This window comes from Nonomuraea basaltis (assembly GCF_005893125.1).
Classification (GTDB): Bacteria; Actinomycetota; Actinomycetes; order Streptosporangiales; family Streptosporangiaceae; genus Nonomuraea; species Nonomuraea basaltis.
The window spans coordinates 1-26,334 of sequence record NZ_VCJS01000112.1; the positions used below are offsets into that span (position 1 = coordinate 1).

25 protein-coding genes are annotated in these 26,334 nt (G+C 69.9%); 14 read left to right on the forward strand and 11 right to left on the reverse strand.

What is annotated here, in order from left to right; translation table 11 throughout:
- The first annotated feature begins 231 nt into the window (after window positions 1-231).
- On the forward strand, window positions 232-867 hold the full coding sequence (locus tag EJK15_RS39375) for a sigma-70 family RNA polymerase sigma factor (RefSeq protein ID WP_138715604.1): 636 nt from the start codon (window positions 232-234) through the stop codon (window positions 865-867).
- A complete protein-coding gene (locus EJK15_RS39380) occupies window positions 864-1,208 on the forward strand; it encodes a hypothetical protein (RefSeq protein ID WP_138715569.1) in 345 nt (114 codons plus the stop codon). Before EJK15_RS39375 ends, EJK15_RS39380 begins: the two co-directional genes overlap by 4 nt.
- Here the strand turns inward: EJK15_RS39380 and EJK15_RS39385 are convergent.
- Both EJK15_RS39385 and EJK15_RS39390 read right to left on the reverse strand, forming a co-directional pair.
- A complete protein-coding gene (locus tag EJK15_RS39385) occupies window positions 1,169-1,546 on the reverse strand; it encodes a DUF5319 domain-containing protein (RefSeq protein WP_090930411.1) in 378 nt (125 codons plus the stop codon). The genes EJK15_RS39380 and EJK15_RS39385 overlap by 40 nt on opposite strands.
- 39 nt (window positions 1,547-1,585) lie before the next feature.
- Window positions 1,586-2,602, reverse strand: a complete 1,017-nt coding sequence (locus tag EJK15_RS39390; protein ID WP_138715570.1) for a helix-turn-helix transcriptional regulator — start codon at window positions 2,600-2,602, stop codon at window positions 1,586-1,588.
- Window positions 2,603-3,096: 494 nt separating this feature from the next.
- On the opposite strand from EJK15_RS39390, the gene guaB reads away from it, so the two are divergent.
- Complete coding sequence (gene guaB, locus EJK15_RS39395; RefSeq protein ID WP_138715571.1) at window positions 3,097-4,578, forward strand: IMP dehydrogenase; 1,482 nt, start codon at window positions 3,097-3,099, stop codon at window positions 4,576-4,578.
- A gap of 4 nt (window positions 4,579-4,582) precedes the next feature.
- Entirely contained in the window at window positions 4,583-5,704 is a 1,122-nt protein-coding gene (locus tag EJK15_RS39400; RefSeq protein WP_171074792.1) for a GuaB3 family IMP dehydrogenase-related protein, read from the forward strand.
- A gap of 129 nt (window positions 5,705-5,833) precedes the next feature.
- Here EJK15_RS39400 and EJK15_RS39405 read toward each other — a convergent pair whose 3' ends face one another.
- The gene (locus EJK15_RS39405) at window positions 5,834-6,502 is read right to left on the reverse strand and encodes a Uma2 family endonuclease (RefSeq protein ID WP_138715572.1); all 669 of its coding nucleotides are present in this window, start codon (window positions 6,500-6,502) and stop codon (window positions 5,834-5,836) included.
- 160 nt (window positions 6,503-6,662) lie between these two features.
- On the opposite strand from EJK15_RS39405, the gene EJK15_RS39410 reads away from it, so the two are divergent.
- From EJK15_RS39410 to EJK15_RS39430, 5 genes are all read left to right on the forward strand, one after another.
- The gene (locus tag EJK15_RS39410) at window positions 6,663-7,256 is read left to right on the forward strand and encodes a TetR/AcrR family transcriptional regulator (RefSeq protein ID WP_138715573.1); all 594 of its coding nucleotides are present in this window, start codon (window positions 6,663-6,665) and stop codon (window positions 7,254-7,256) included.
- A gap of 157 nt (window positions 7,257-7,413) precedes the next feature.
- Complete coding sequence (locus EJK15_RS39415) at window positions 7,414-7,662, forward strand: hypothetical protein (RefSeq protein WP_138715574.1); 249 nt, start codon at window positions 7,414-7,416, stop codon at window positions 7,660-7,662.
- 8 nt (window positions 7,663-7,670) lie between these two features.
- Window positions 7,671-8,894 carry an RNA polymerase sigma factor gene (locus EJK15_RS39420; protein WP_138715575.1) on the forward strand — a complete coding sequence of 408 codons (1,224 nt, stop codon included), beginning with the start codon at window positions 7,671-7,673 and terminating at the stop codon, window positions 8,892-8,894.
- Window positions 8,895-8,972: 78 nt separating this feature from the next.
- On the forward strand, window positions 8,973-9,749 hold the full coding sequence (locus EJK15_RS39425; RefSeq protein ID WP_138715576.1) for a phosphotransferase family protein: 777 nt from the start codon (window positions 8,973-8,975) through the stop codon (window positions 9,747-9,749).
- Window positions 9,746-10,180: a GNAT family N-acetyltransferase gene (locus EJK15_RS39430; protein WP_138715577.1), complete on the forward strand. Its 435-nt coding sequence runs from the start codon at window positions 9,746-9,748 to the stop codon at window positions 10,178-10,180. The genes EJK15_RS39425 and EJK15_RS39430 overlap by 4 nt, the downstream gene beginning before the upstream one ends.
- On the opposite strand, the gene EJK15_RS39435 is transcribed toward EJK15_RS39430, so the two are convergent.
- From EJK15_RS39435 to EJK15_RS39450, 4 genes are all read right to left on the reverse strand, one after another.
- Window positions 10,170-10,994 (reverse strand): class II fructose-bisphosphate aldolase, encoded by an 825-nt coding sequence (locus EJK15_RS39435; RefSeq protein WP_138715578.1) that lies wholly within the window; start codon window positions 10,992-10,994, stop codon window positions 10,170-10,172. The genes EJK15_RS39430 and EJK15_RS39435 overlap by 11 nt on opposite strands.
- A gap of 10 nt (window positions 10,995-11,004) precedes the next feature.
- A complete protein-coding gene (locus tag EJK15_RS39440; RefSeq protein WP_138715579.1) occupies window positions 11,005-11,949 on the reverse strand; it encodes a 1-phosphofructokinase family hexose kinase in 945 nt (314 codons plus the stop codon).
- A complete protein-coding gene (gene nagA, locus EJK15_RS39445; protein WP_138715580.1) occupies window positions 11,946-13,082 on the reverse strand; it encodes an N-acetylglucosamine-6-phosphate deacetylase in 1,137 nt (378 codons plus the stop codon). The genes EJK15_RS39440 and nagA overlap by 4 nt, the downstream gene beginning before the upstream one ends.
- Before the next feature lie 67 nt (window positions 13,083-13,149).
- Window positions 13,150-14,022, reverse strand: coding sequence for an SIS domain-containing protein (locus EJK15_RS39450; protein WP_138715581.1), 873 nt, complete (start codon window positions 14,020-14,022; stop codon window positions 13,150-13,152).
- A 128-nt stretch (window positions 14,023-14,150) separates the two neighbouring features.
- Between EJK15_RS39450 and EJK15_RS39455 the strand changes: the two genes are divergently transcribed.
- Genes EJK15_RS39455 through EJK15_RS39465 form a run of 3 tightly spaced genes read left to right on the forward strand, consistent with a single transcriptional unit; the run spans window position 14,151 to window position 17,256 of the window.
- Window positions 14,151-14,921, forward strand: a complete 771-nt coding sequence (locus EJK15_RS39455; protein WP_138715582.1) for a DeoR/GlpR family DNA-binding transcription regulator — start codon at window positions 14,151-14,153, stop codon at window positions 14,919-14,921.
- A 57-nt stretch (window positions 14,922-14,978) separates the two neighbouring features.
- Window positions 14,979-16,715: a glycerol-3-phosphate dehydrogenase/oxidase gene (locus EJK15_RS39460; protein WP_138715583.1), complete on the forward strand. Its 1,737-nt coding sequence runs from the start codon at window positions 14,979-14,981 to the stop codon at window positions 16,713-16,715.
- A gap of 58 nt (window positions 16,716-16,773) precedes the next feature.
- A complete protein-coding gene (locus EJK15_RS39465) occupies window positions 16,774-17,256 on the forward strand; it encodes a DinB family protein (protein WP_138715584.1) in 483 nt (160 codons plus the stop codon).
- A gap of 21 nt (window positions 17,257-17,277) precedes the next feature.
- Here EJK15_RS39465 and EJK15_RS39470 read toward each other — a convergent pair whose 3' ends face one another.
- From EJK15_RS39470 to EJK15_RS39480, 3 genes are all read right to left on the reverse strand, one after another.
- A complete protein-coding gene (locus EJK15_RS39470; protein ID WP_138715585.1) occupies window positions 17,278-18,525 on the reverse strand; it encodes a S8 family serine peptidase in 1,248 nt (415 codons plus the stop codon).
- Between the two features lie 157 nt (window positions 18,526-18,682).
- On the reverse strand, window positions 18,683-20,620 hold the full coding sequence (locus EJK15_RS39475) for a beta-propeller domain-containing protein (RefSeq protein ID WP_138715586.1): 1,938 nt from the start codon (window positions 20,618-20,620) through the stop codon (window positions 18,683-18,685).
- Between the two features lie 31 nt (window positions 20,621-20,651).
- Entirely contained in the window at window positions 20,652-22,856 is a 2,205-nt protein-coding gene (locus tag EJK15_RS39480) for a protein kinase domain-containing protein (protein ID WP_138715587.1), read from the reverse strand.
- Between the two features lie 73 nt (window positions 22,857-22,929).
- On the opposite strand from EJK15_RS39480, the gene EJK15_RS39485 reads away from it, so the two are divergent.
- The gene (locus tag EJK15_RS39485) at window positions 22,930-24,435 is read left to right on the forward strand and encodes a succinic semialdehyde dehydrogenase (protein WP_138715588.1); all 1,506 of its coding nucleotides are present in this window, start codon (window positions 22,930-22,932) and stop codon (window positions 24,433-24,435) included.
- A gap of 62 nt (window positions 24,436-24,497) precedes the next feature.
- Window positions 24,498-25,565, forward strand: coding sequence for a PLP-dependent cysteine synthase family protein (locus EJK15_RS39490; protein WP_138715589.1), 1,068 nt, complete (start codon window positions 24,498-24,500; stop codon window positions 25,563-25,565).
- Here EJK15_RS39490 and EJK15_RS39495 read toward each other — a convergent pair.
- Window positions 25,562-26,305, reverse strand: coding sequence for an N-acetyltransferase (locus tag EJK15_RS39495; RefSeq protein WP_171074793.1), 744 nt, complete (start codon window positions 26,303-26,305; stop codon window positions 25,562-25,564). The genes EJK15_RS39490 and EJK15_RS39495 overlap by 4 nt on opposite strands.
- Window positions 26,306-26,334 lie beyond the last annotated feature (29 nt).

The following is a 26,334-nucleotide window of genomic DNA, read 5'->3' on the forward strand; positions in this document are numbered from 1 at the left end:
GGGCGACATGGGGGGAAGTGGGTGGAAAAGGTGGATAATTGGAGTAAACCGGAAGTGGGGGATAAGCGTCTGGGATCTGACAAATGTTGTGCATTCCGGGTTATGAAGTGAAACAGTATGTCAGCTTTTAAGGCTTAGTGTGGTCGCGCGATTACTGTTCGTTATCGTCGCTTCAATGTGACCAATCCGTAGCCGTTCGCCATGACGACAGGCCGGATCAGTGCGGGCATCATGCCTATCGTGAGCGAGGGAAGCGTCGCCGACGCCAAAATTGGGGTAAGGCTCGCGTCGAGACTTCCGGTACGGACGGATGACTCCGACCTTAGGGAACTGACGAGCCTCGCCGTGCAGGGAGATCGCAGTGCGATCGAATCTCTGCTCGGTGAGTTGCGTCCGATGGTGGTGCGGTATTGCCGCGCCAGGCTGGGCAGGGTTACTGGGCAATATCACATTGCCGATGACGTTGCCCAAGAGGTGTGCATCGCGGTGTTGTCCGCGTTGCCGCGATACCGGGACATGGGGCGGCCATTCGCGTCCTTCGTCTTCGGGATCGCCTCGCACAAGGTGGCAGATGCGCTGCGGAGTTCGGTGCGGTCCGCCGTACCGACGCAGGATCTGCCCGACGGTCCGGACGACGGGCCTGGGCCTGAGGAGACCGTGGTCCGCTACATCGAGGTCGAGCACGCGCGCAGGCTGCTTGCTCGGCTGCCCGAGAATCAGCGGGAGTTGCTGCTGTTGCGAGTGGTGTCGGGGCTGTCGGCCGAGGAGACCGGTAATGTACTCGGCATGTCACCAGGTGCGGTCCGCGTCGCCCAGCATCGGGCGTTGGCCAGGTTGCGGCAGATGGCGGAGCTGGAGTCGGCTTGACTCCGGAGGAGGAGACCGACGCGTTGTTCGACGTGCTCGGTCGTGGAGAGGGGCTGCCTGATTCGGCAGCTCCTGGCGATCCAGGCGGCTGGGGCGATCCGGCCGTGCGATTCCTGGCCGCTTTGGTGAAGGATGTCGTCGATTTCGACGGTCTGCGGCATTCCTTGGTGATCGGTGGTGTCGGTCGATCGCGTTTCTCCGCGATCGATGATCGTGACGGTGGCCGGTCCTGCCTCTCCGCGGTTCGTGATGAGCACGGCGACGGTGGTCGGGCGGGCTCGTCCGTGTTCGGTGAGGTTGGTCAGCGGCGTTCCTCCGTGTCGATGACGCCGTCGACGTAGCCTCTGGCGTACTCCCAGCTGACGTAGTCGGCGGGGTCCGGGTGGAAGGCCGGCTCGTGGACTTGGGGCTGGCCTTTCTCGATCATCTGTCGTAGGTTGCCGCGCAGCAGCTCCCAGTCGAAGAAGTGCTGCTCGCCGCATTCCGGGCAGTCGAGCACGAGACCCAGCACCCCCTGCGGTTCGAGCAGGGAGCGGAAGACCTCGACGTCGGCGAGGTCGGTGATGGCCTCGTCACGCTCGGCCGCGGTCAGTGGCTCGGCGTCGTCGAGTGCGCCCATCGCAGAGGAAGGGTCGTTCGGGTCGTCCGCGAACGGGTCGCGGGGGACGTCTTCCAGCACCTTCCCACCATATGACCGATGCGGCCCCAGCGGTGAGTATTAGCTCAGCCATCCGCGCCTGGTGGCCTCCACACCTGCGTGGAAGCGTGATTGAGTGCCCAGCTCGGCCATGGCGTCGGCGAATCTGGCGCGTACCGTCCTGACCGACACGCCGAGCTGGCGGGCGATCGAGTCGTCGCACATTCCCTGCGCGGCCAGGCGCAGGACCTGGACCATCCCCTCGCCTCGGCGGCCCCAGGGGAGGGGTACGGCCCTGGCCCAGAGCTCGTTGAAGAGCGCGCGGAGCATGCCGACGACGAGCGGGGTGCGTACGAGGTAGAAGTTGTAGGCGTGGTCGGGCAGGCTGCCGCCCCAGAAGGGGGGCAGGCCGGCGACCTCCGATCCCGCGGTCATGAACCAGCTCGGCACCCGGTGCAGGGTGCGTACCCGGCCGCCGGTCTCGATGAGGCTGGTCAGCCGGTCGCGAACACCGGGCAGGGCGAGGGTGTCGACCGGGATGACGGCGTGGACGGTGAGCAGGGAACGTTTCTGGGCGTCTATCCATGGGTCCGCAAATTTGCGAACAAAGTCGGTCATGGTGCGCTCGTCCGGGATCGCGGTGAGTAAGTCCATCGGCGACGACAGGGACTGCACGGCGATGCCCACCACGCTCTCGTACAGCACGTCCGCGCCGCTCACCAGCTCCACCGTGAAGGGGCCGCTCTGGTAGTCGCGCCCGGCGTCGTAGTCGCGGATCAGGTTGCGGATCGAGCCGAACGCCGAGTCGATCATGCGGCTCTCCTCGGCCAGCCGGTCGAGGCGCTCGGCGATCACCCTGCCGAGGGCGGCGGCCGGATGCCTGGCCAGGTATTCCCCTGACTGTTCGTCGACCACTCCCAGCTTGACCAGGTCGTCGAGCTGGCGGCCGACCTTCTCGACGGGCCCGTCCATGGCCTGGGCGAGATCGGTTCGCGTCGCTCTGTGCAGGCGCAGGATCGCCGTGTAGAGCGCGCTGTGGGCCGGGTCGAGGCCCAGCGTCTCGAAGGGGTCTGACGCGGTGCAGGACTCGTTGCGCATTGTGTGCGGCTCCGTAGGGGGTACACGGGCGTGCCGCGAGAATAACGCCGCAATACGCCCGTGTCCGCTTCTTGCTCCGACTCGCCGTTGGCACGGTGCAACTTCGTGCAATTGCACGTTTTCACATTGCGTTGTTCCGTTCAGTAACGCAGGATTTACTTAGCGTCGGCATCCTTCAAGGGTGCGGTCGCGCCGCCCATCAGGACGCGGAGGGGGGTTCGGTGGGTGCGTTGCGCAGCCACGCCCGGATGCCGGTGGCCGGGGGATGGGACGGATCACCGACCGTCCCGTCCCCCGGCACTTTTGATGCCGGGAGTACGACGGACCGTGGGGGTCATCGTCCTCCCGGCATCAGGGCGAGGGGGCGCGGTCGCCCGGAGGAGCGGCGGCATCTGGCGACCGAGCCCGTCTCACGGGGTGAGGCCATGAAAACGGGTTTTGGAGGCAGGCCCTAGACTTGGCTGAATTACAGCAACGGCAGAGGGGGCCGCAGCATGTCAAAGTTCACGGAGATGGGTCTAACCTTCGATGACGTGCTGCTGGTGCCGGCTTATTCAGACCTCCAGCCAGGGGAGGCGGACACCAGGTCCCGCCTGTCGAAGGGCGTCTCGCTGTCCATCCCGCTGGTCTCTGCGGCCATGGACACGGTCACCGAGGCGCGCATGGCGGTGGCCATGGCCAGGCAGGGCGGCATCGGCATCCTCCATCGCAACCTGTCGGTCGAAGAGCAGGCCCAGCAAGTAGACCTGGTCAAACGGTCCGAGGCGGGGATGGTGACCAACCCGGTCACCTGCAGCCCGGACGACACGCTGGCCGACGTGGAGCGGCTGTGCGCGACGTACCGGATCTCGGGTGTGCCCGTGACGGACGTGTCGGGCACGCTGGTCGGCATCGTGACAAATCGTGACATGCGCTTCGAGACCGACCAGTCGCGACCCGTACGCCAGGTCATGACCAAGATGCCGCTCGTCACCGCCCCGGTGGGGGTGTCGCGCGACGAGGCGTTCGCCCTGCTCAGGCAGAACAAGATCGAGAAGCTGCCCCTGGTCGACTCCGAGGGCAGGCTGCGCGGCCTGATCACGGTCAAGGACTTCACCAAGAGCGAGCAATATCCGCTGTCCACCAAGGACGCCGACGGCCGCCTGCTGGTGGGCGCGGCCGTGGGGGTCGGCGGCGACGCCGAGCTGCGGGCCAAGGCGCTGATCGAGGCCGGGGTCGACGTGGTGGTCGTGGACGTGGCCCACGGGCACTCCAAGGGGCTGGCCGACATGATCGCCAAGGTCAAGGCCAACAGCAAGGTCGAGGTCATCGGCGGCAACATCGCGACCAGGGCGGGCGCGCAGATGCTGGTCGACGCGGGCGCGGACGCCGTCAAGGTGGGGGTCGGGCCCGGCTCCATCTGCACCACCCGGGTGGTCGCCGGAGTCGGCGCGCCGCAGGTGACGGCCATCCACGAGGCGTCCAAGGCGTGCGCTCCCGCCGGGGTCCCGGTGATCGGCGACGGCGGGCTGCAATACTCCGGCGACATCGTCAAGGCCATCGCGGCCGGTGCGAACACGGTCATGCTCGGCTCGCTGCTCGCCGGGTGCGAGGAGTCGCCCGGTGAGCTGATCTTCATCAACGGCAAGCAGTTCAAGTCCTACCGGGGCATGGGGTCGCTGGGCGCGGTGCGCAACCGCGAGCGCGGCGGCACCTCCTTCAGCAAGGACCGCTACGCCCAGGCCGGGGTCGATGGCGAGGACAAGTTCATCCCCGAGGGCATCGAGGGGCAGGTCCCCTACCGGGGCCCGGTCGCGGCCGTCGCGCACCAGCTCGTCGGCGGGCTCCGCCAGGGCATGTGGTACGCCGGGTGCCGCACGATCGATCAGATGCACACCGACTGCGAGCTCATGCCGATCACGTCGGCGGGTCTCAAGGAGAGCCACCCCCACGACATCGTGATGACCGTGGAAGCCCCGAACTATCACAGAAGGTAAGTTGATGACTCAGCAGGTGGAGATCGGCCGGGGGAAGACCGGGCGGCGAGCGTACGCGCTCGACGAGATCGGTCTGGTGCCCTCGCGGCGCACGCGTGACCCGGAGGAGGTCTCGATCGCCTGGCAGATCGACGCCTACCGGTTCGAGCTGCCCGTGGTCGTCGCGCCCATGGACAGCGTGGTGTCGCCCGCCACCGCGATCGAGATCGGGCGGCTCGGCGGCCTGGCCCCGCTCGACCTCGAGGGGCTCTGGACGCGGTACGAAGACCCGTTGCCGCTGCTGGAGGAGTGCGCCGCCCTCGACATGACGGCGGCCACGAAGCGGCTCCAGGAGATCTACGCGGCGCCGATCAAGGAGGACCTGATCGGGCGGCGGATCGAGGAGATCCGGGCCTCCGGGGTGACGACGGCCGTGCGGCTGTCGCCGCAGCGCACCGTCCAATACCACAAGGCCGTGATCGACGCGGGCGTCGACATCTTCGTCATCCGCGGCACGACCGTGTCCGCTGAGCACGTGTCGGGGCGGGCCGAGCCGCTCAACCTCAAGCAGTTCATCTACGAGCTGGACGTGCCGGTCATCGTGGGCGGCTGCGCCACGTACACGGCGTCTCTGCACCTCATGCGCACGGGCGCGGCCGGGGTGCTGGTCGGGTTCGGCGGCGGGGCCTCGCACACGACGCGTAACGTGCTCGGGGTGGCGGTGCCGATGGCCACCGCGATCTCGGACGTCGCGGCGGCGCGCCGTGACTACATGGACGAGTCGGGCGGCCGCTACGTCCACGTGATCGCCGACGGCGGCATGGGCACCTCGGGAGACATCGCCAAGGCGATCGCCTGCGGGGCCGACGCCGTGATGGTGGGCTCGCCGCTGGCCCGCGCGGCCGAGGCGCCCGGGCACGGGTTCCACTGGGGGTCGGAGGCACACCATCCTGACCTGCCCAGGGGGCGGCGCGTCGAGTTCGGGACCGTGGGGACGCTGGCGCAGATCCTGCACGGGCCGTCCAGCGTGGCGGACGGGTCCATGAACCTGATGGGCGCGCTGAAGCGGACCATGGCCTCCACCGGATACTCCGACATCAAGGAGTTCCAGCGGGTGGAGGTCGTCGTCGCGCCGATCCAGCGCTGACGCGGTTTTTCTGGCGGCCCGCTGCCCGTTGGGGCGGCGGGCCGTTGTCTGTCGGACGTGGCCTGAACTTCGGCGGATCAGGCCGGCGGCGCCAGCCGGGGGATCGTGGTCATGGCCTGAGCCAGCGGCTCAATCCCAAGGCTTCCAGTCGTCCGTGGGAATCTCGACGCCGATCGGGTCGGGCAAGGTGATCGTCTCGCCAAGGCTCCAGCTCTCCTTGTGGAGGTAGGCGCTGGAGGCCTGGTCGGGGATCGAGTAGAGGGTGATCCTCGAGACGGCCGGGTCGAGGTCGATGAGCAGGTAGTAGGAGATCTCGGCACGGGCGTATCCACACCACTTGCCCTTGCCTGCTCGCTTGGCGGTCGGGGGTCGGTCTTGGTGTGCGTTAGAGGGAGATGTCACTTCGACGACCATTTCAGCCTGGTCGGTGACCAGATACCGGAGGCCGAACTTCCGGGCCTCCTGTATGACCTCGGCGTCCATCACAATGAGATCCGGGATGTAAGCGTTCTCATCGGCGACGAAGTCCAGCCCGGCGCCGGAGAGGCATCGCCACCGGTAGGACGGGTCTGTAATGCGTGCGCGAAGGATGATCTCGGTGATCTCCATACCGATGAGGCTGTGGTCAAACCGGGGGGCGGGGGACACGACGATCTCTCCATCGATGATTTCGACTCGGGTGCCGTCGTCCGGGATGTGGAGATAGTCGTGGAGTTCACCCTCAACCCACATCTGATATGGCGAGTCGGGCAGGATGATGCGGTGCTTTTCCTGCAGGGTAACGACAGTGGCGGTCACTTCTTGTGACTCCTCCCTCACGATCAGCTCCCGTCATCGTATGAGATCTCCTCACTCACTGTACTCAAGATACTGCAGAACGTTGTTTTTATCCCGTATTTTGCCTTTCCTGTAAGCCCTAGGGTACAACCTAGGGAATCTAGGAAGCGGGAGATGGCGGATGGCTGCGCGTGCGGGGTTGACGGCTGAGCGGGTTACCCGGGCCGCGGCCGAACTCGCCGACGAGGTCGGGTTCGACAACGTCACCGTGTCCGCGCTGGCGCGGAGGTTCGGGGTCAAGGACGCGAGCCTGTACTCGCATGTGAGGAATCTCCAGGACCTGCGTACCCGGGTGGCCATCCTGGCCGCCGGGGAGATGGTCGATCTCATCGGCGTGGCCGTGGCGGGGCGTTCGGGGAAGGACGCGCTGGCCGCGTTCGCCGGCGCCTACCGCGAGTACGCGCTGCGGCATCCCGGGCGTTACGCGGCCACGCAGAGCAAGCTCGACCTGGCCCAGGTAACCGACACCACGATGTTCCGGCGCACCGGCGAGCTGACGTACGGGATGTTGCGCGGCTACGACCTGGAGGAGCCCGACCTGACCGACGCGGTGCGGCTGCTGCGCAGCACCTTCCACGGATACACCAGCCTTGAGGCCACGGGGAGTTTCGCGCATCCCAGGGACGTGAACACGTCCTGGGATCGGGCCATCGACGCGCTGCACGTGCTGCTCCAGAACTGGCCGCGAGCGAACGACGAGGAGCGGGGAAGATGAGAACGGGAACGCTGCGAGTGCCGGGGGCACGGCTGTACTACGAGGTGCGTGGCGAAGGCCCCGTTACACCGAGCGGCCGGAGGAGTTCGGCCGGATGCTCGTGCGCGTGCTGCTCGGTCCGGACGCGAAGATCGGGTGATGTCGTAGTGTTTCGGCTATGGAATCCGTCGAGGAGAGAATCGCCCGGCTAGAGAAGCAGGTCGCGAAGCTTCAGCGGCATCTCGGCATCGATCCCGCACTCGTGGACGACGACGGGCCGTTCCTGCCGCCGGAGTTCTACCAGGCGCTGGAGAAGAAGAAGATGATCGCGGCCATCAAGATCTACCGGGACAGGACCGGTGCCTCCCTCCTGATGGCCAAGAACACCGTCGAGGCGATGGCGCGCAGGGCTGGGAACCCGCAGTAGGTCGTTCCATGCAGGGTGATGCCGTCGAGGTCGAGCGCGTGTTCCGGGAGGAGTACGGGCGGGCGGTCGCTGTGCTGGTGCGGGTCTTCGGGGACATCGACGTCGCCGAGGAGGCGGTGCAGGAGGCGTTCACGGTCGCGGTGCGGCGGTGGCCGGAGGACGGGGCGCCGCCGAGCCCGGCGGGGTGGATCATCACCACGGCGCGGAACCGGGCCATCGACCGGCTGCGCAGGGAGTCGGCGCGGCAGGACAAGCACGCCCAGGCCGCGCTGCTGCACGCCGGCGACGAGCCGCTGGAGGAGGGGCCGGTACGGGACGACCGGCTCCGGCTGATCTTCACCTGTTGCCATCCCGCGCTCGCCGCCCATTCACAGGTCGCCCTGACGCTGAGGTTGGTCGGCGGGCTGACCACGGCCGAGATCGCCCGCGCGTTCCTGGTGCCCGAGGCGACCATGGCGCAGCGGCTGGTCAGGGCCAAGGGCAAGATCCGCGACGCGAAGATCCCGTACCGGGTGCCGGAGGAGGCCGATCTGCCCGGCCGGCTGCGGGCCGTGCTGGCCGTGGTCTATCTGATCTTCAATGAGGGGTACACGGCCAGCTCGGGCGACCGGCTCGTCCGCGAGGAGCTCTGCGCGGAGGCCATCAGGCTCGGGCGGCTGCTGGCCGCGCTGATGCCCGATGAGCCCGAGGTCATGGGGTTGCTCGCGCTCATGCTGCTCATCGAGTCGCGGCGGGCCGCCCGTACGGGGCCGGCGGGCGAGCTGGTGCCGCTGGCCGAGCAGGATCGGGGGTTGTGGGATCGCGGGCTGATCGAGGAGGGGCAGGCCATCGTGCGGCGGTGCCTGCGAGCCGGCCGGCCCGGCGTCTACCAGATCCAGGCCGCCATCAACGCGGTGCACGGCGACGCCCCGAGCGCCGCGGACACGGACTGGGGGCAGATCGTGGAGCTGTACGATCTGCTGCTGACGTTCGATCCGAGCCCGGTGGTGGCGTTGCACCGGGCGGTGGTGGTGGCCGAGGTGGAAGGGCCGGAGAAGGCGTTGTCGCTGGTCGATGGGCTTGAGGTGGAGGGCTATCACCTGTTCCATGCGGTACGCGCCGATCTGCTGCGGCGGCTGGGGCGGCACGCGGAGGCGGCGGAGGCGTACGAGGCGGCGATCGCCCGGGCGGGCAACGAGGTGGAGCGCGACTTCCTGCGGCGCAGGCTTGAGGCCGCTGGTGGTTCGCCCTAACGGATGCAGTGCACCGCCGGGGAGATCCACAAGCTGGTGGCTGGCCTTGTCGAAAGCCTCTTGCCATAGCATTCAAGAGTGGCCGATCTTCAGCACACGCATGAGCTGGCCTTTGACGGCGACGTCGTCATCAAGCGGTACGTGGACACCAAGCCCGGCGCGGCCGAGCGCGAATGGCGGGCGCTGCGCCTGCTGGCCGAGCACGCCCCCGGGCTGGCGCCGGAGCCGATCGCGTTCGAGGCCGGCGTGGTGTCGATGACCAGGATCGACGGGGTGCCGCTGCGCGGGCTGTTCGCGCGGGACGTACATGTGGCGGCGCTGGTCGCGGCCCTTGCCGAGCTGCACTCGGCGGTGCCGCACCCGGTCCTCGGGAGCATCCCGGTACGCCCGTGGCAGCGCGAGGCCGTCTGCGACTGGATACGCCTGCGGTGCGCGGCCTGGCAGCCCCGGGACCCGCTGTCGGACCGGGCCGTGAAGGAGGGCCTGCGGTGGCTGGAGAGCTGGACGCCGGGCGAGGCCGGGGTGACGCCGGTGTTCGGGGCCGGCGACGGCAACCTGGCGAACTTCCTGTGGGACGGCACCCGCGTCCGCATCGTCGACTTCGAGGACTCCGGCCGCAGCGACCTGGCGTTCGAGGTGGCGGAGCTGGCAGAGCACGTGTCGATGTGGGTGGACGGCGAGGTGGAGATCGCGCATCGGTTCGAGCTGAGCCCGCAGGAGAAGCGGCGGATGCGCGAGTGCCGTAAGGTCCACGCGCTCGTCTGGCTGTTCCTGCTGTCGCACGAGAGCCCGCGCAATCCGCCGGGCACCTTCAGGCGACAGGTGGAGCGGGCGCTGGCAACATTGGGCGCATGAGACTCGCCCGCGCCGAAGACAGGGCCGCCGTGGAGCGGCTGGTCCACGACGCCTACGAGCCGTGGATCGAGATCGTCGGCATGCGACCGGTGCCCATGGACGCCGACTACGCCGCGCTCATCGAGGCCGGCCGGGTGCACGTCACCGACGACCTCCAGGGGCTCGTCGTGCTCGTGCCGGAGGACGGCGTCCTGCTGGTGGACAACGTCGCGGTGCACCCCGGGAGCCACGGCAAGGGCATCGGGCGCGGGCTGCTGGCGTACGCCGAGGAGGAGGCCCGCCGGCTGGGGCTGCCCGCGCTGCGCCTCTACACGAACGTCAAGATGGCCTCCAACATCGCTCTGTACGCCTCACTCGGCTACGTCGAGACCGGCCGGGTGGGGGTCCAGGGCAGGTCCGCCGTGACGATGCGCAAAGAGCTCAGCCCGTGAGCACGCCGAGCAGGTGCGTGACCTCCCGCGCCACCGCGTCGCGGCCGGCGTTCACGTACTTGCGGGAGTCGACGACGCGCTGGTCGTGGGCCAGGTAGTCGCGTACCGCGGCGGTGAACGCCTTGTTCAGGTGCGTCGCGATGTTGATCTTTTTCATGCCGTTCCGCACGGCCGCGCGCAGCACGTCGTCGGGCACCCCCGACGAGCCGTGCAGCACCAGCGGCACCGGCACGGCGGCCCGCAGCTCGGCGATGAGGTCCAGGTCCAGGACCGCGTCCTTGGTGGTCATCGCGTGCGAGGTGCCCACGGCCACGGCCAGCGCGTCCACGCCGGTCCTGGTCACGTAGTCGACCGCCTCGTGCGGCTTGGTCCGGGCGCCGGGCGCGTGCACGCCGTCCTTGCCGCCGACCTCGCCCAGCTCCGCCTCCACCCACACCCCGCGCTCGTGGCACCAGGCCGCCACCTCGGCGGTCGCCCGGAGGTTCTCCTCGTCGGGCAGCGCCGAGGCGTCGTACATGACCGAGCCCAGCCCCAGCTCCACCGCCTCTTTCACGAGCGCGCGGTCGGTGGCGTGGTCGAGGTGGACCGCGACCGGCACCTCGGCCCGCCTGGCGACCGCGAGCGCGGCCAGCGCGACCGGCTCCAGCGCGCCGTGGTAGCGCACGCAGTTCTCGCTGATCTGCAGCACGACCGGCAGCCCGAGCGCCTCGGCGCCGGCCACGATGGCGGTGGCGTACTCGAGCTGGATCAGGTTGAACGCGCCCACCCCCGCGGGCGACCGGCGGATGATGTCGCCGATGGCGGCGAGCGGCATGACGTGCTCCTTACGTGATGACGATCTGCGGATGGATGTCGGCGTACACGTCGCGGTCGAACTCGCCGGCCACCGGCGCGGCCACGGCCGCCGCGCCCAGCGCCGCGGCCCGCCGCAGCCGCTCCGGCCACGGCTCCGACTCCACCAGGCCCAGCGCCAGCCCCGCGACGAGCGAGTCGCCCGCCCCGGTGGGGTTGCCCTCGACGGTGTACGGCATCCGCGCCCGGAACGTCCCCTCTCCGGTGACGGCCAGCAGCCCCTCGGAGCCCATGGAGACCACGACCGACTCGGCGCCCTGATCGCGCAGCGCCCGCGCACCCTCGTCGGGGGTGCCGCCGGGCACGGCCCTGGCCAGCTCCTTCGCGTTGGGCTTGACGACGGAGGGCCTGCCCTTGGGCGCGTGGCGCAGCGGGTCGCCGTCGGCGTCCACGATGACGGGCACGCCGGCGAGGTCCGCGAGCGTGGCGTAGATGTCGGCGGGCACGCCGCGCGGCAGGCTGCCCGAGATGACCACCACGTCGGCGACGGCCGCCAGCGACGTGTAGTGGCGTACGAAGGTCGCCAGCTCGGCGGGCGTGACCTCGGGTCCTGGCTCGTTGAACAGCGCCGTGCGCCGGCCTCCGGCCGTCTCGCGGGGGCCGGGGGTCTCCTGCGGTGCGGGACCGCCGGTCTCGCAGACCGCCAGGGTCGCGCGGGAGTCGGCGGCGATGCCGCACAGCGCGCTCGGCAGCCTCGCAGCCCGCAGATCCTCCTCGATCGCCCGCCCGGTCGGCCCGCCCGCCAGGCCGGTGACCAGCACCTCCTGCCCGAGCGCGGCCAGCACGCGGGCCACGTTGACGCCCTTGCCGCCCGCGCGCCGGTGCACGGCGCCGACCCGGTTGACCCCGTCCCAGTCGACGGAAGGCACCTCGTAGGTCACGTCGAGCGCCAGGTTGAGCGTCACGGTGAGGATCATCGCGGCTCCGTGATCCAGCCGCCGTCCTTCATCACCCCGGCCACCTCCAGCTCGTCGGAGAGCACCACCAGGTCGGCCGCCTTGCCGACGGCGATCGAGCCGATCCGGTCGGCCAGCCCCAGCACCCGCGCGGGGGTCAGTGAGGCCACCTGGACCGCGTCGGGCAGCGACATGCCCACCTCCCGCACGGAGCGGCGGAACGCGACGTCCATGGTCAGCGTGGACCCGGCGATGGAGCCGCCCTCGACGATCCGGGCCACGCCGCCGTCCACGCGCACCTGCATGGGGCCGAGCACGTAGTCGCCGTCGCCCAGCCCGGCGGCCGACATCGCGTCCGTGATCAGCACGGTCCGGCCCGGCCCGGCCACCTCGTACGCCAGCCGCAGCATGGCCGGGTGCACGTGCACGCCGTCGTTGATCAGCTCGACCGTCACCCGCTCGTCGTCGAGCAGCGCCGCCACCGGGCCGGGCGCGCGGTGCCCGAGCGGCGGCATCGCGTTGTAGAGGTGCGTGGCCACGCTCGCGCCCGCCTCGATACCGGCGATCGTCTGGTCGTAGTCGGCGTCGCTGTGCCCGATGGCCGCGATCACACCCTCGGCCACGGCCATGCGGATCGTGTCGAGCGCGCCGGGCAGCTCGGCCGCGATGGTGACCATGCGCACGTGCCCGCGCCCGGCCTTCAGCAGCCCCGCGAACTCCTGCGGCGACGGCTCGCGCAGCATCGTGGGATCGTGCGCGCCGCAACGGCTCCTGGCGATGTACGGGCCCTCGAAGTGGATGCCCGCCAGCAGCCCCTCGTCGCACAGCTCGGCCAGCGCGGCCGCGGCGCGGGTCAGCCCGTCGAGCGAGTCGGTGACGAGGCTGGCCATGGTGGTCGTGGTGCCGTGCCGCCGGTGCAGCGCCACCGCGTCGCGGGCCTGATCCTGCTCGCCGGTGGGGAAGGAGCCGCCCGCGCCGCCGTGGTTGTGGATGTCGACGAAGCCGGGCACGACGTGCCGCCCGCCCACGCTCAGGCCTGGACCGGGGGCGGATCCGTGACCGACATGCGTGATGCGGCCGTCTTCGATGGTCAGCCACCCCTCGTGCACTCCCTCGGGAGTCACGATCCTGGCGTCGGCGAGAGTGAGGCTCATGTGGCCTCCTTCGTCGGCCGCATGAACTTTACCGGGCTGTGTCTGATTGGTCGCTCGCTACGCTCGCTCATGAGGAAAGAATCACAGATCGCGTGAGGTGCATGGGCTCGTCGGGGTTCAGCTCACGGGCGAAGGCCCGGGCGACGGCCACCCGCTGGGCGCGGATCAGCTCGGCCATCGGGTCGAGCCCGGTCTCGACGAACCTGCCGCCGGTCTCCTCGACCTGGGCGCGCAGGCCGTCGGGGGCGGTGCCGAGCATCCACGTCACCCGCCCTGGCGCGGCGATGCTGATCGGGCCGTGCCGGTATTCCATCGCCGGATACGCCTCCGTCCACGATCGCGACGCCTCGCGCATCTTCAGCGCCGCCTCCTGCGCCAGGCCGACCGACCAGCCGATGCCCAGGAAACTGAACTGCTCGGCCTCGACCAGCGTGCCGGGCAGCGGCGCGGCCACGGCCTCCTCGGCGTCGGCGATCGCCTGGGTGAGGTCCTCGCCGAGGCTGGCGCGCAGCAGGGCGAGCTGCGTGGTGGCGAACCTGGTCTGCACGACCGACCGCTCGTCGGCGTAGTCCAGAACGACGACCTCGTCCGCGGCCGTCATGATCGGCGTCTTCGGGTCGGCGGTGATCGCCGTGGTCTTCGTGGTGGCTCTGGCCAGCAGCTCCAGCACCTCGGTGGTGGTGCCCGAGCGGGTCAGCGCCAGCACGCGGTCGTAGCGGCGCCCGGCGGGGAACTCTGAGGCGGCGAAGGCGTCGGTCTCGCCGTGCCCGGCCCGCTCGCGCAGGGCGGCGTATGCCATCGCGATGAACCACGACGTGCCACAGCCGACGACGGCCACCCGCTCGCCCTCGCGAGGGAGCGCGCCGGCGGGAACGCTCTCGACGGCCCGCCGCCAGCACGACGGCTGGGACGCGATCTCGGCCTCGGTGTGGGTGGTCACCACATGCCTCCCCCTGATTGATTGTTTCTGCTCTTTTTATACCAGGAGAGCGCATCAATGTGCAGTGGTGGCTCCGGGATCGCCGGTGTGCCACGCTTGCTGCTGACCCCATCCGCTAGGAGGCATTCGTGTCCCGCTACGACCGCTGGAACGCCATCCTCGAGCTGCTGGCCCAGGAGGGCAGGCTGTCGGTGGAGGAGGCCGCGCGGGCGCTCGACGTCTCCACCGCGACGATCCGGCGGGACTTCGACCAGCTGGCCCAGCAGCAGATGCTCATGCGCACGCGGGGCGGCGCCGTCGCGCAGAGCGTGAGCTACGACCTGCCGCTGCGCTACAAGACGGCCAGGCACGCCGACGAGAAGCACCGCATCGCGGCCGCGGCGGCAGAGCTGGTCACGCCGGGCGCCGTGGTGGGGCTCAACGGCGGCACCACCACCTCCGAGCTGGCGCGCACCCTGGCCACGATGTCCACGCTGGAGAGCGGCTTCACGATCGTCACGAACGCGCTCAACATCGCCGCCGAGCTCACCGTCCGCCAGCACGTCAAGATCGTGGTGACCGGCGGAGTGGCCAGGCAGCAGTCGTACGAGCTCATCGGGCCGCTGGCGTCCGGCGTGCTGGAGCAGGTGACGCTGGACGTGGCGTTCCTGGGTGTCGACGGGCTGGACGTCGAGCTGGGCGCGTCGGCGCACCACGAGGGCGAGGCGAGCGTCAACCACCTGCTGATCAGCCGCGCCGCGCAGGTCGTCGTGGTGGCCGACTCCTCGAAGATCGGCAAGCGGGCGTTCTCCCGGATCTGCCCCATCGCCCAGATCGACACGCTCGTCACCGACTCCCAGCTCTCCGACACGCTCGCCGGGCAGCTCAGCGACGCGGGCGTCAAGGTCGTACGCGCCTGATGGCAGTTACCTGGGTACGTAATGAAACGCCAGCGATAAAGCCGATCAGGGGGAGTTATGGCGTCGGGTAAGGGCGTGGCTCGGCTCGGGCCCGCGGAGCGCACCGCGGCCCTGGAGAGCATGGCCGCGCGGGAGCTCGACGTGGTCGTGGTCGGCGGCGGGGTCGTCGGAGCGGGCATAGCGCTCGACGCCGTGACCCGCGGCCTCGACGTCGCCCTGGTCGAGGCCAGGGACTTCGCCTCCGGCACCTCCTCCCGCTCCTCCAAGCTCGTCCACGGCGGCCTGCGCTACCTGGAGCAGCTCAACTTCGAGCTGGTGCGCGAGGCGCTCCGTGAGCGGTCGCTGCTGCTGCAGCGCATCGCGCCGCACCTGGTCAGGCCGGTGCCTTTCCTGTTCCCGACGACCCACTACGGCTGGGAGCGGGCGTACGTGGGCGCCGGCGTGGCGCTCTACGACACGCTCGCCTTCGCGTCCGGGCTCACCCGGGGCGTCCCCGGGCATCGGCACCTGTCCAGGGCGCGGGCGCTGCGGCTGGCCCCGGCACTGAAGAAGACCGCCTTCACCGGCGCCGTCCAATACTGGGACGCCCAGGTGGACGACGCCCGCTACGTGATGACCATGCTCCGCACCGCTGCCACCTACGGCGCGCACGTCGCCCCCAGGTCGCAGGTCGTCGGGTTCCTGCGGGAGGGAGAGCGGGTCACCGGCGTGCGGGTGCGCGACCTGGAGTGCGGCGACGAGCTGGAAGTACGCGCCCGGCAGGTGGTCAACGCCACCGGCGTCTGGACCGACGACATCCAGGAGCTGGTGGGCGGACGCGGCCAGATCCACGTACGCGCCTCCAAGGGCATCCACCTGGTCGTGCCGCGCGACCGGATCCACTCAATGACCGGGATCATCCTGCGTACCGAGAAGTCCGTGCTGTTCGTGATCCCGTGGGGCCGCCACTGGATCATCGGCACCACCGACACCGAGTGGGCGCTCGACAAGTCCCACCCCGCCGCCTCCCGGATCGACATCGACTACCTGCTCGACCACGTCAACGCCGTGCTGTCGGTGCCGCTGACCCGCGACGACGTCGAGGGCGTCTACGCGGGACTGCGGCCGCTGCTGTCGGGCGAGTCCGACGAGACCTCCAAGCTGTCCAGGGAGCACGTGGTGGCGCACCCGGTGCCGGGGCTGGTGATGATCGCGGGAGGGAAGTACACGACGTACCGGGTCATGGCGCAGGACGCCGTGGACGCCGTGGCCCACGGGCTCGACCAGCGGGTGCCGCGCTCGTGCACCGACCGCATCCCGCTCGTCGGCGCCGAGGGCTACCAGGCGCTGTGGAACTCCAGGCACCGGCTCGCCCGGACCTCCGGGCTGCACGTGGCCAGGATCGAGCACCTGCTCCAGCGGTACGGCTCGCTGATCGACGAGGTGCTGGCGCTGATCGAGCGCGACCCGACGCTGGCCAGGCCGCTGACCGGGGCCGACGACTACCTGCGGGCCGAGATCGTCTACGCCGCCACCCACGAGGGCGCCAGACATCTCAACGACGTGCTGACCAGGCGTACGCACATCTCCATCGAGACCTTCCACCGCGGCCTGGCCGTGGCGCAGGAGGCCGCGGAGCTGCTGGCCGGGCCGCTCGACTGGGACGGCGAGCAGGTCAAGAGGGAGGTGGAATACTTCACCAAGCGCGTGGAGGCCGAGCGCCGCTCCCAGGAGCAGGACTCCGACCAGGGGGCCGATGCGATCAGGCTCGGCGCGCCGGAGATCGTCCCCGTCGTCGTACCGGAGCGTGCATGAGCGAGCGAACGATCAGACACGGGAACTTTTCGTTAAGGCGACCGACGGAGGAGAGCGCATGAGTGAACCTTCGACGCAGTTGTCCGACCCGCGCGAATTGCTGGAGGGATACCTCGACTACTACCGCGCGGAGATCCTGCGGGTGCTGGAGGGGTTCCCGGAGCCCGGGGTGAGCCGCGTGCCGTCGGGGTGGACGCCGCTGGCGCTGCTCAAGCACCTGGCGTACATGGAGCGGCGCTGGTTCGTGTGGGACTTCGCGGGCGAGCCGCTCGAGGACCCGAACGGCGATCGCGACGAGGAGGGGGCGCTTGTCGCCACCGAGTCGTTCGAGGAGATCAAGGCGTTCTACCTGGCGCAGTGCGAGCGGTCCAGGCAGGTTGTGGCGAAGGCGCGGCTGTCCGATGTGGGCTCCCGGATTGGCCGGTTCCGGCCGCCCGAGGAGCCGCCGACGCTGGGGTGGACCATGTTCCACGTCCTGGAGGAGTACATGCGGCACGCCGGGCACCTGGACATCGCCCGCGAGCTGGCGGGCGGCCCGTAGCCGGACCGCCCGCCGCTCAGATCAAGGCGCGGGTGGATACTGCGTGGCGTCGTGCACGTCGAGCAGCGGCTCCTTGACGCCGTCGCCCGAGTCGTCGGTCCAGTTGCTGTTGCCGGTGGCGATCAGCGTGCTGCGTACGGCCAGCGAGCCCGCCCTGGTCGTCGGCTTGCCGGCGCCCGAGGTGAGGATGGCGGCCGCGCCCGCCACATGGGGGCTGGCCATCGAGGTGCCGCTGATCGTGTTGTAGCCGCCGTTCCGCCACGTCGAGTAGATGCACGTCCCCGGCGCGGTGATCTCGACGGTCGCGCCGTAGTTGGAGAAGAACGCCGAGGTGTCGTCCTGGTCGGTCTCGCTGCGGCACGAAAGCGTGCTGCCGCCGGCGCCGCCGGGCAGGCCGTCGTTGTCGGTCATCGCCGAGACGGTGACCACGTCGGGGTGGTTGGCGGGGAAGAACGTGGAGGTGTTCGCGTGGTTGTTGCCCGCGGCCACCACGACCACGATGCCGGCGTTGACCGCGTTCGTGATCGCGCTGCTGATGGCGCTGCTCGAGCAGCCGTTGCAGCCCAGGCTCAGGTTGATGACCTCGATGGTGGAGGCGCGGGCCACCACCCAGTTGAGACCGGCGGCGATGCCGGACAGGGTGCCCGAGCCCGCCGCGTTGAGGACCTTCACGCCGTGGATGCGGGCGCCGGGCGCGACGCCCACCGGGCCGACGCTGTTGTCGATCGCGCCGACCGTGCCCGCGACGTGCGAGCCGTGGCCGTTGTCGTCGGTGCCGGAGTTGTTCGTGCAGGCGCCGCTCACGCAGTTGGCGCGCGCCACGACATTCAGGTCGGGGTGGGTGTAGTCCACGCCGGTGTCGACGACGGCGACGTCCACGTCGATGCGCACGTCGTCGGTGCTGTCGATGTCCAGGTTCGGGTTGTCGGGGCCGAAGATCCGCCGGACGCCCGTGGGGGTGGTCTGCGGGAAGGCGGTGACCTCGGCGTCGGGCTCGACGCTGAGCACGTTCGGGTTCTTGCTGAGCTGCTCGGCGGCGGCCGCGCTCAGGCGGGCGGTGTAGCCCTTGAAGGCGTGCTCGTAGACGCCGACGAGCTCGCCTCCGTGCTGGGCCACCTGGTCCTGGGCGGCGCCGCGGGGCGCGCGCATCGACGGGTTGAGCTGGACGATGTAGGTGCCGTCCGGTGCGGCGGCTGAGACCGGGAGCGGCGTCGTGAGTAACGCCAGCGCGCTGACGAGCAATGCGAGCAGGGGGGTGCGTGATCGCATGGCAGCGGGAACCCTTCCTCGAGGGATGGACCGGGACCCTGCGCCGTGACACATCCGCCCGGTCCGACATTACAGTGTCAGTAAAGTTTTCATCATCAGTGGGCAAATGTCCATAAAAAGAGCGCCGGTTCGCCACGAACCGGCGCTCTTTGGTTGCTTAACGGAGCGGGATCCAGGATTGTGAGGCGAGCGTGGCGGCGTCGTTGACCTGGACGCCTTCCTGTGAGATCGTCCAGATCGAATCGCCGATGATCATGGAGCGCTGGATGCCGGGCTGGTACGGGTAGTCCCCCTGCTGCCCCTGCGTCGGATGCTTGATCATGCCCAGCTTCGACACACCCGAGTCGTCGATCTTGAGGACCAGCGCGCCCGACTCGTTCTGCTGCGTCAGCGGGATCACCGACAGGCCGGTCTTCGGCCAGTACAGGAACGCGTGCGGGTCCCACTCGGCCTCCGAGCCCGAGTCCTTCTGGAACAGCTGCGACAGCCGGCGCGGGCCGGCGGGGTCGCTGACGTCGAACAGCGAGACCTGGGTGCCGAGCGTCCGGCCCTTCTCGCTGGCCTCCTGGCCGATGCCGATCAGCCTGCCCTCGCCGCCGGGGTGCAGGTAGGCCGAGTAACCGGTGATCTTCAGCTCGCCGGTTACCTTGGGCGCCGCCGGGTCGCGCAGGTCGAGCGTGTAGAGCGGGTCGACCTGCTTGAACGTGACGCAGTAGCCGACCGCGCCGATGAACCTGACCGAGTAGATGCGCTCGCCCTCGCCGAGGCCGCCGACCTCGCCGCTCTTGGCCAGGGTGTCGGCCTTGAGCACGTGGACGGTGCTGGAGCTGGACCTGCCGTCGGTGGAGGTGAGTGTGGTGGCGACGCGGAGGTGGCCGTCGTACTCGGACATCGAGTACTGGTTCAGCAGCCGGCCGTTGACCTTGCCCGAGGCCACGTAGGCGGGCGGTCCTGGCGAGGCGACGTCGAACCGGTGGATCTCGGTCTCCTCCGGCGGGGTCGTGGGGGTCGGCTTGGGCTCGTCCGGCGTGGGCTCCTCGGCGGGGGCGGCGTCCGGGGTGTCCTCGACCGGCATCGGCATCGGCGACCACCAGCGCGGGTTGCTGGCCACGTACAGGCTGGTGCCGGTGCCGTACACGATGTCGCCGTCGGCCGCGAGGCTGATCGGGTCGGTGCCCGCCGCGCCGACGCCCTGCGCCAGGTCGAGGGTGTGCACGGTCAGCAGCGAGGTGCCGGTGTAGTCGGCGGGGTGGCTGACCCGCTCGCACTTGATCGCGTCCTTCTTGACGGCGCCGGACGCGTCCGCGATCTCGATCTTGGGCAGCCAGGCGTCGACCGGGGCCTTGCGCACCGCCGCCTGGTTCAGCTTGATCCGCTCGGCCTCCGAGGCGTCGTCCTTGGGCTGCGGGAACGTGATCTCCGGCTGGCTGCGGGTGACGATCCTGACCTTGGAGCCGACCATCCTGGCGTCCACGTACGTGCCCTGGGGCTTGACCGTGCTCAGGACCTTGGGCTCGCCGGCCAGGTCGACCAGCACGTAGCGGGTGTCGCCGAGCGGGGCGATGGACTTGTACATCACGTCGCCGGAGCCGCGGAACAGCACCAGCGCGCGGTCGCCGGACAGCATCAGGTCGGCGGGGGCGAAGACGCGCTCGCCGCCCTCGGTCAGCTTGAGCGAGGAGGTGACCTTCCGCGTGGCGGTGTCGATGACCCGCAGGGTGCCGTCCGTGACGGTGATCACCCGGTTGCCGTCGGTCTTGACCAGGTCGGGCTCGTCCACACCCGCCTCGTGCACGTTGGTGGTGGAGTGTTCGGGGGTGTCCGCCTTGGCATTGGGGGTGACCGCCGCCGTGTCCTGCTCCGCCCGCATGATGGCCATGTTGCCGCCGAACCCCCATGGGCCGACGTTCGTGGCGGCGTGCTCGCGCAGGCCTGCCAGCATGTCGTCGCAACCGTTGTAGGCGACCAGGCGGACCGCGCCGAGGGGAGTCGCCTTCGGGGGACCAGCCGGTGTCCCTCCCGTGGACGAGGTGCAGGCGGCCGTGACCGTCGCGAGCGCCGCGGCGGTCACGGCCGTACGGATCAGCGTCTTCATGACCTCAACACGGCTGGCCGGGCCGGATGGTTCAGGAGCCCCGTTGCGGATTGACGGTGAAGGCGGGGCTGAAATCCACGTCGTCCGGCACCTCCAGCAGCTTGCGCAGCAGCTTGCCGGAGAAGTCGAGCACCTGGACCTCGTCGTTGACGCCGTTGTCCTGCTCCCAGCAGTAAAGGTGTTTGTCGTCGTAGAAGCCGAGGACCTTGTCGCAGTCGGAGGAGAACTTGCGCAGGCGCTTGCCCGAGGCGGAGTCCCAGATGCAGTGGTCGCCGTCGCCGCCGTTGGGGCAGTTGGTGACGAACGTCTTGCCCGAGGGCGAGAAGATGTCCTGCGTGCCGGCCGACAGGGTGCCGATGCCCGCTGCCGAGCGCGTGGCCTTGCCCTGGGTGTCGAAGAAGCGCAGGCCGCGGTTCTTCTCGTCGCCGTAGACGTTGACCGCGCCCTCGTCGTCCCCGTCGAAGCCGAAGGCGGTCTCGCGGATGGAGGTGTCGGAGACGTCGACCGTGGTGGCCTCCTTCGCAGCCACGTCCACGATGACGAAGCCCAGGTAGACCCACTTGTCGTTCCCGGTCTTCTTCTCCATGTTGAGCAGGATCTTCGAGCCGTCCTTCGACCACGCCCTGATGCTGCTGATCAGCGGCTCCTTGACGGTCTTGATCGTCGTGCGGTCGCCGGACTCCTGGTCGGTGATGATGATGAAGTCGAAGTCGTCGTTGCTGTATTTCCTGCCCCTGCTGGCGAGGTAGCGGCCGTCGGGCGAGACCATCGACTCCCAGTTGGCGGAGTATTTCGTGAAGGAGCCGCGCAGCGAGCCCCTGGCGTAGTCGATCCAGTCGTCCTTCTTCTTGTCGAACACCTCGTAGGAGGTCAGGACGATGGGGTCGGCCGGGTTCTCGTACAGCGAGACGGAGGCGCCGGGGAGCGTCTTCTTGGCGCCGGTCCTCGGCACGGCCGCCTGGGTCGGGGACGGGCTGGAGTTGGGGGTGCGCAGCGTCTGCTCGGGCGTCGCTGAGGCAGCCGGTCCGGCCACCGGCGACTTGCCGAGCTGGATGACCACGAACACGCCGGCGAGCAGCAGCAGCGCGACCGCCACCGTGATGCCCGCCATGAGCGGGGCCTTGCTCTTCTTCGGCTGGCCGTACGTGCTCCGGTAGGTGGGCTGGCCGTAGGGCGGCGCCGGTGGCTGCTGCCACTGCGGCTGTTGATGGTGCGACTGCTGGGGATGGTGTTGCTGGGGATGCGGCTGCTGCGGATATTGCGAGACCGGCCCGGAATGGCCGACAGGCCCGGAGTGAGGGACCGGCCCGGAATAGCCGACAGGCCCGGAGTGAGGGACCGGGCCGGAGGGCGGGCCCGTGGGCGGCGCGAAGGGTTGTTGCGGGGCCGCCTCGGCGGCGGCCTGCGCGAGCATGCCCGAGTTCGGCGCCGGGTGCTGCAGCAGGCGCATGATCACCTGCTCGGCGGTGGGCCGCTGGGACGGGTCCTTGGCCAGGCAGGCGGCCACCACGTCACGCAGTTGCCCGTCCAGCATGCCCAGGTCGGGTTGCTGGTTGAGGACCCGGTTGATCACCGCCGGCATCGTGTCGCTACCGAACGGCGCTTTGCCCGATGCGGCGAACACCATCGCGCTGCCCCACGCGAACATGTCCGCGGCCGGCCCGACGGTGTGCCCCATGACCTGCTCGGGCGGCATGTACGACGGCGTCCCCACGACCATGCTGCTGATCGTCGAGGTGGCGTTCAGCGCCCGCGCGATGCCGAAGTCGATCACCCGCGGCCCGTCCGCGCCGATGATCACGTTGGCCGGCTTGAAGTCGCGGTGCACGATCCCGGCCTGGTGGATGGCGGCCAGCGCGGTGGCCGTGCCGATGGCCAGCCGGTGCAGGACGGTTCCCATGCGCGGGCCCTCCTCCTGCACGACCCGCTGTAAGGAGGGGCCCTCGATGTACTCGCTGATGATGTACGGCCGGTCCTGCTCGACCCCGGTGCCCAGGACGGCGGCGGTGCAGAACGGCGCCACCTGCTGGGCCACCTGGACCTCGCGCAGGAACCGCTCGACGCCGATGGCGTCGCCCGACTGGTCGGGCCGCAGCCACTTGACCGCGACGCGCGCGTCAGCGTGGTCTTTGGCGAGATAGACGACGCCCTGACCGCCCTCGCCGAGCCTGCCGAGGAGATCCATGCCCCCCAGTTGCTGTGGATCTCCGGGACGTAGCGGAGCGAAGGATGCCATGAAGGGATTCTGTCGCTATGGCGGGGATCCGCAAAAACTACCCGCCGGTAGTTAAACGGAATATCCTTCTGGCATGCACGTGACGTCCAGCGGCAGGACACAGGACATCGTCGCCCCCTTCACCGGCGAAACCATTGCTGAGCTGCCCATATCGGGGGTGGAGGACGTTCGGCGGGCGTACGAGAAGGCCAGGGCCGCCCAGATCGAGTGGGCGGCCAAGCCCGCCGCGGTGCGGGCCAGGCCGTTCCTGCTGCTGCACGACGCGATTCTCGACCGAAGAGACGAGATTCTCGACCTCCTCCAGGACGAGACCGGCAAGGCCCGTAAGCACGCCCTCGAGGAGGTGCTCGACGTCGCGGGCTGCAGCCTCTACTACGCTCGCCGCGCGCCCGGGCTGCTCGCCCCGCGCGGCCGCAAGGGCGTCTTTCCCGTCGCGACCCGCGTGGCCGAGCTGCGTCAGCCCAAGGGCGTCGTCGCGCTGATCTCCCCGTGGAACTACCCGCTCTCGCTCGGCGTCACGGACGCGGTGCCCGCGCTGCTGGCCGGGAACGCGATCGTCCACAAGCCGGACACGCAGACCGCCATGTCCACGCTGTGGACCATCGACCTGCTGGCCGAGCTGGGCATGCCGCGCGAGATCTGGCAGGTCGTGCTCGGCGAGCCCGCCGACATCGGCGACGCGCTGCTGGACCACGCCGACTACGTGGCGTTCACCGGCTCGACGCGCGGCGGCAGGAAGATCGCCGAGGAGGCGGCCAAGCGGCTCATCGGCTGCTCACTGGAGCTGGGCGGCAAGAACCCTATGGTGGTGCTGGAGGACGCCGACCTGGATGTGGCCGTACAGGGCGCGCTGCGCGCCTGCTTCACCAACGCCGGCCAGCTCTGCCTGTCGATCGAGCGCCTGTACGTGCACGCGTCCGTCTTCGACGACTTCGCCCGGCGCTTCGTCAAGCAGGTCAAGAACCTCAAGCTCGGCGCCGGCCGCGACTGGTCGGTCCAGATGGGCTCGCTCACCTCGCGGCGCCAGCTCGACGCGGTCCGCGCGTACGTGGACGACGCCGTGGCCAAGGGCGCGACGCTGCTGGCCGGCGGCAAGGCCAGGCCCGATCTCGGCCCGCTGTTCTACGAGCCGACCGTGCTCACCGGCGTCACCGAAGACATGGAGCTGTGCCGCAACGAGACGTTCGGGCCGGTGGTGGCGCTCTACCCGTTCGCCACCGACGACGAGGCGGTCGAGCTGGCCAACGACACCATCTACGGGCTCAACGCCTCCATCTGGACCTCCAGCCTCCCGCGCGGCCGGGCGCTGGCCGCCCGCGTCAAGGCCGGCACGGTCAACATCAACGAGGGGTACGGCTCCGCCTACGCCTCCTACGACGCCCCCATGGGCGGCATGAAGGCGTCCGGCCTCGGCCGCAGGCACGGCGCCGAGGGCCTGCTGCGCTACACCGAGGCCAAGACCGTGGCCGCGCAGGCGAGCTGGCTGGGGTTCGAGCCGCCGTTCGACCTGACGTACGAGAAGTGGGCGGACGTGCTGGCCGGCACGCTGAAGACGATGCGCAGGCTCCGGCTCAAGTAGGCGCTGCTCGCCTGTGGCGAACGCGTGCGGTCTTTCCGGCCTGTGGCTGGCAGGGTGGAGCGGTGAGCTGGAACGGGCGAGCGTTGGATGTGCTGGCGGCGGGGTCGCCGACCCCGCTGATCGACTTCCCGGTGCCCGTGCCCGGGGTCAGGCTGCTGCTGAAGGACGAGTCCGCGCAGCCGACCGGGAGCCTGCGGCATCGGCATGCCAGGGCGCTGTTCCGCCGGGCCATCCTCGACGGGCTCGTCACCGAGGGCACGACCGTGGTGGAGGCGACGGGCGGCAATGCCGCGGTGGCGCAGGCGTGGTTCGCGCGGCGGCTCGGGTTGCCGTACACCGTGGTCATGCCGGGCGAGCGGAGCGAGGCGCGGGCGCGGGCGGTTGAGGCGCTGGGCGGCGAGTGCAGGTTCGTGACGCCGCCGCCGGCGATCTACGACGCGGCCCGCGAGATCGACGGGCACTTCCTCGACCAGTTCGGGCGCGCTGCCGAGCACGATCTGGCCGATGAGCTGTTCGGGCAGGTGCGGCCGCACTGGGTGGTCACGGGCGCCGGCACGGGGGCGACGTCGGCCACGCTGGGCCGGTGGTCACAGTCCCACAGGACCGCCGACACCCCCACCTCCGGCACGGCCGACGACCCGGCCTCGGGCGACGGCTCCCCCTCGGGCACGGAGGGCGGGGGATGGCGGTGCCGGGTTGCGGTGGCGGATCCCGATAACTCGGCGTATTTCCCTGGTTGGACGCTCGACACCCCCGACTACGCGACCGGCATGCCCTCGCGGATCGAAGGCATCGGGCGGCCGCGCATCGAGCCCGGGTTCCGCGCCGACCTCGTCGACCTGGTCGTCCCCGTGCCGGACGCGGCGAGCGTGGCGGCGGCCAGGCACATCAGGGAGATCACCGGGCTGCCGGTGGGCGGCTCGTCGGGCACCGCGCTCTGGGCGGCGCTGGAGCTCGTCGAGCGCATGCGGGCCAGAGGTGAGGCCGGCACCGTGGTCTCCCTGATCGGCGACGCCGCCGACCGCCATCTGGCGACCTATCACGATGACGGGTGGACGGCAGGCAAGGGCTTGGATATCGGGCAAGTCCGGCAATACGTGGACGAGCTGCGGCGCCGTAGCGTCGTCTAGTCCAGCGGGTGGCTGACCCAGACGTTCGGCTCCACGTAGACGGCGTGGTCCTGCTCCACGTAGCAGTGCACCGGGCTGAGCGCGCCGGGCACTTCGACGGCGCCCGTGCGGTCGAACGGCAGCTCGGTCCACTTCCGCCACTCCGCCGGCGTGCCCGCCACCACCATCGACCGCGGCGCCACCTTGACGATCTTCCCGCCCGCCCGCACGTGCACCCGCAGCCACGGGTCGTAGGGCAGGCCGTCGTCGCGGGTGCGGAAGGCGTACTCGGATATGGGGGTGTGTGGTTCGAGGTGTTTTCTGTTGGGCCGGACGGGGGCGACGAGCTCGGTGAAGCCGAGGCGGGCGGCGCGGTCCCGCATGGCGGCCAGCATCAGCGAGGACAGCCCCGTCCCCTGCACGTCGCGGCGGATGCTGATCTCCAGGGCCGAGATGGCGTCGGGCCGCAGGCCGCGCTCGCGGGCCAGCCAGCCCCGCCGGATCACGCCGTCCCAGCCGTCGTCGGGCAGCTCGGCCCCGCCCGCCCGGTACGGGATCATGCAGCCCCGCGCCACCAGCCGGCCGGGCTCGGCGTCGTCGTCGGCCACCAGCACGTAGTCGGCGTAGGCCGTGGTCGCGATCGGGTAGAACAGGTCGGCGATCGGATCGTTGAACACGAACTCGTGCCACGTATGGTCCATCGCAAAGAGCGACGACGCGAACTCCGGGCGCTCGGCGAGGGTCGTGACGCGGAGGGCCATACTGATCATTCTCACATCCCAGTTTGCCG

Coding starts and splice junctions, on each gene's coding strand:
- EJK15_RS39375 (WP_138715604.1), top strand. CDS start 232: ATGCCTATCGTGAGCGAGGGAAGCGTCGCCGACGCCAAAATTGGGGTA.
- EJK15_RS39390 (WP_138715570.1), bottom strand. CDS start 2,602: ATGCGCAACGAGTCCTGCACCGCGTCAGACCCCTTCGAGACGCTGGGC.
- guaB (WP_138715571.1), top strand. CDS start 3,097: ATGTCAAAGTTCACGGAGATGGGTCTAACCTTCGATGACGTGCTGCTG.
- EJK15_RS39400 (WP_171074792.1), top strand. CDS start 4,583: ATGACTCAGCAGGTGGAGATCGGCCGGGGGAAGACCGGGCGGCGAGCG.
- EJK15_RS39410 (WP_138715573.1), top strand. CDS start 6,663: ATGGCTGCGCGTGCGGGGTTGACGGCTGAGCGGGTTACCCGGGCCGCG.
- EJK15_RS39415 (WP_138715574.1), top strand. CDS start 7,414: ATGGAATCCGTCGAGGAGAGAATCGCCCGGCTAGAGAAGCAGGTCGCG.
- EJK15_RS39420 (WP_138715575.1), top strand. CDS start 7,671: ATGCAGGGTGATGCCGTCGAGGTCGAGCGCGTGTTCCGGGAGGAGTAC.
- EJK15_RS39430 (WP_138715577.1), top strand. CDS start 9,746: ATGAGACTCGCCCGCGCCGAAGACAGGGCCGCCGTGGAGCGGCTGGTC.
- EJK15_RS39435 (WP_138715578.1), bottom strand. CDS start 10,994: ATGCCGCTCGCCGCCATCGGCGACATCATCCGCCGGTCGCCCGCGGGG.
- EJK15_RS39440 (WP_138715579.1), bottom strand. CDS start 11,949: ATGATCCTCACCGTGACGCTCAACCTGGCGCTCGACGTGACCTACGAG.
- nagA (WP_138715580.1), bottom strand. CDS start 13,082: ATGAGCCTCACTCTCGCCGACGCCAGGATCGTGACTCCCGAGGGAGTG.
- EJK15_RS39460 (WP_138715583.1), top strand. CDS start 14,979: ATGGCGTCGGGTAAGGGCGTGGCTCGGCTCGGGCCCGCGGAGCGCACC.
- EJK15_RS39465 (WP_138715584.1), top strand. CDS start 16,774: ATGAGTGAACCTTCGACGCAGTTGTCCGACCCGCGCGAATTGCTGGAG.
- EJK15_RS39470 (WP_138715585.1), bottom strand. CDS start 18,525: ATGCGATCACGCACCCCCCTGCTCGCATTGCTCGTCAGCGCGCTGGCG.
- EJK15_RS39475 (WP_138715586.1), bottom strand. CDS start 20,620: ATGAAGACGCTGATCCGTACGGCCGTGACCGCCGCGGCGCTCGCGACG.
- EJK15_RS39480 (WP_138715587.1), bottom strand. CDS start 22,856: ATGGCATCCTTCGCTCCGCTACGTCCCGGAGATCCACAGCAACTGGGG.
- EJK15_RS39485 (WP_138715588.1), top strand. CDS start 22,930: ATGCACGTGACGTCCAGCGGCAGGACACAGGACATCGTCGCCCCCTTC.
- EJK15_RS39495 (WP_171074793.1), bottom strand. CDS start 26,305: ATGGCCCTCCGCGTCACGACCCTCGCCGAGCGCCCGGAGTTCGCGTCG.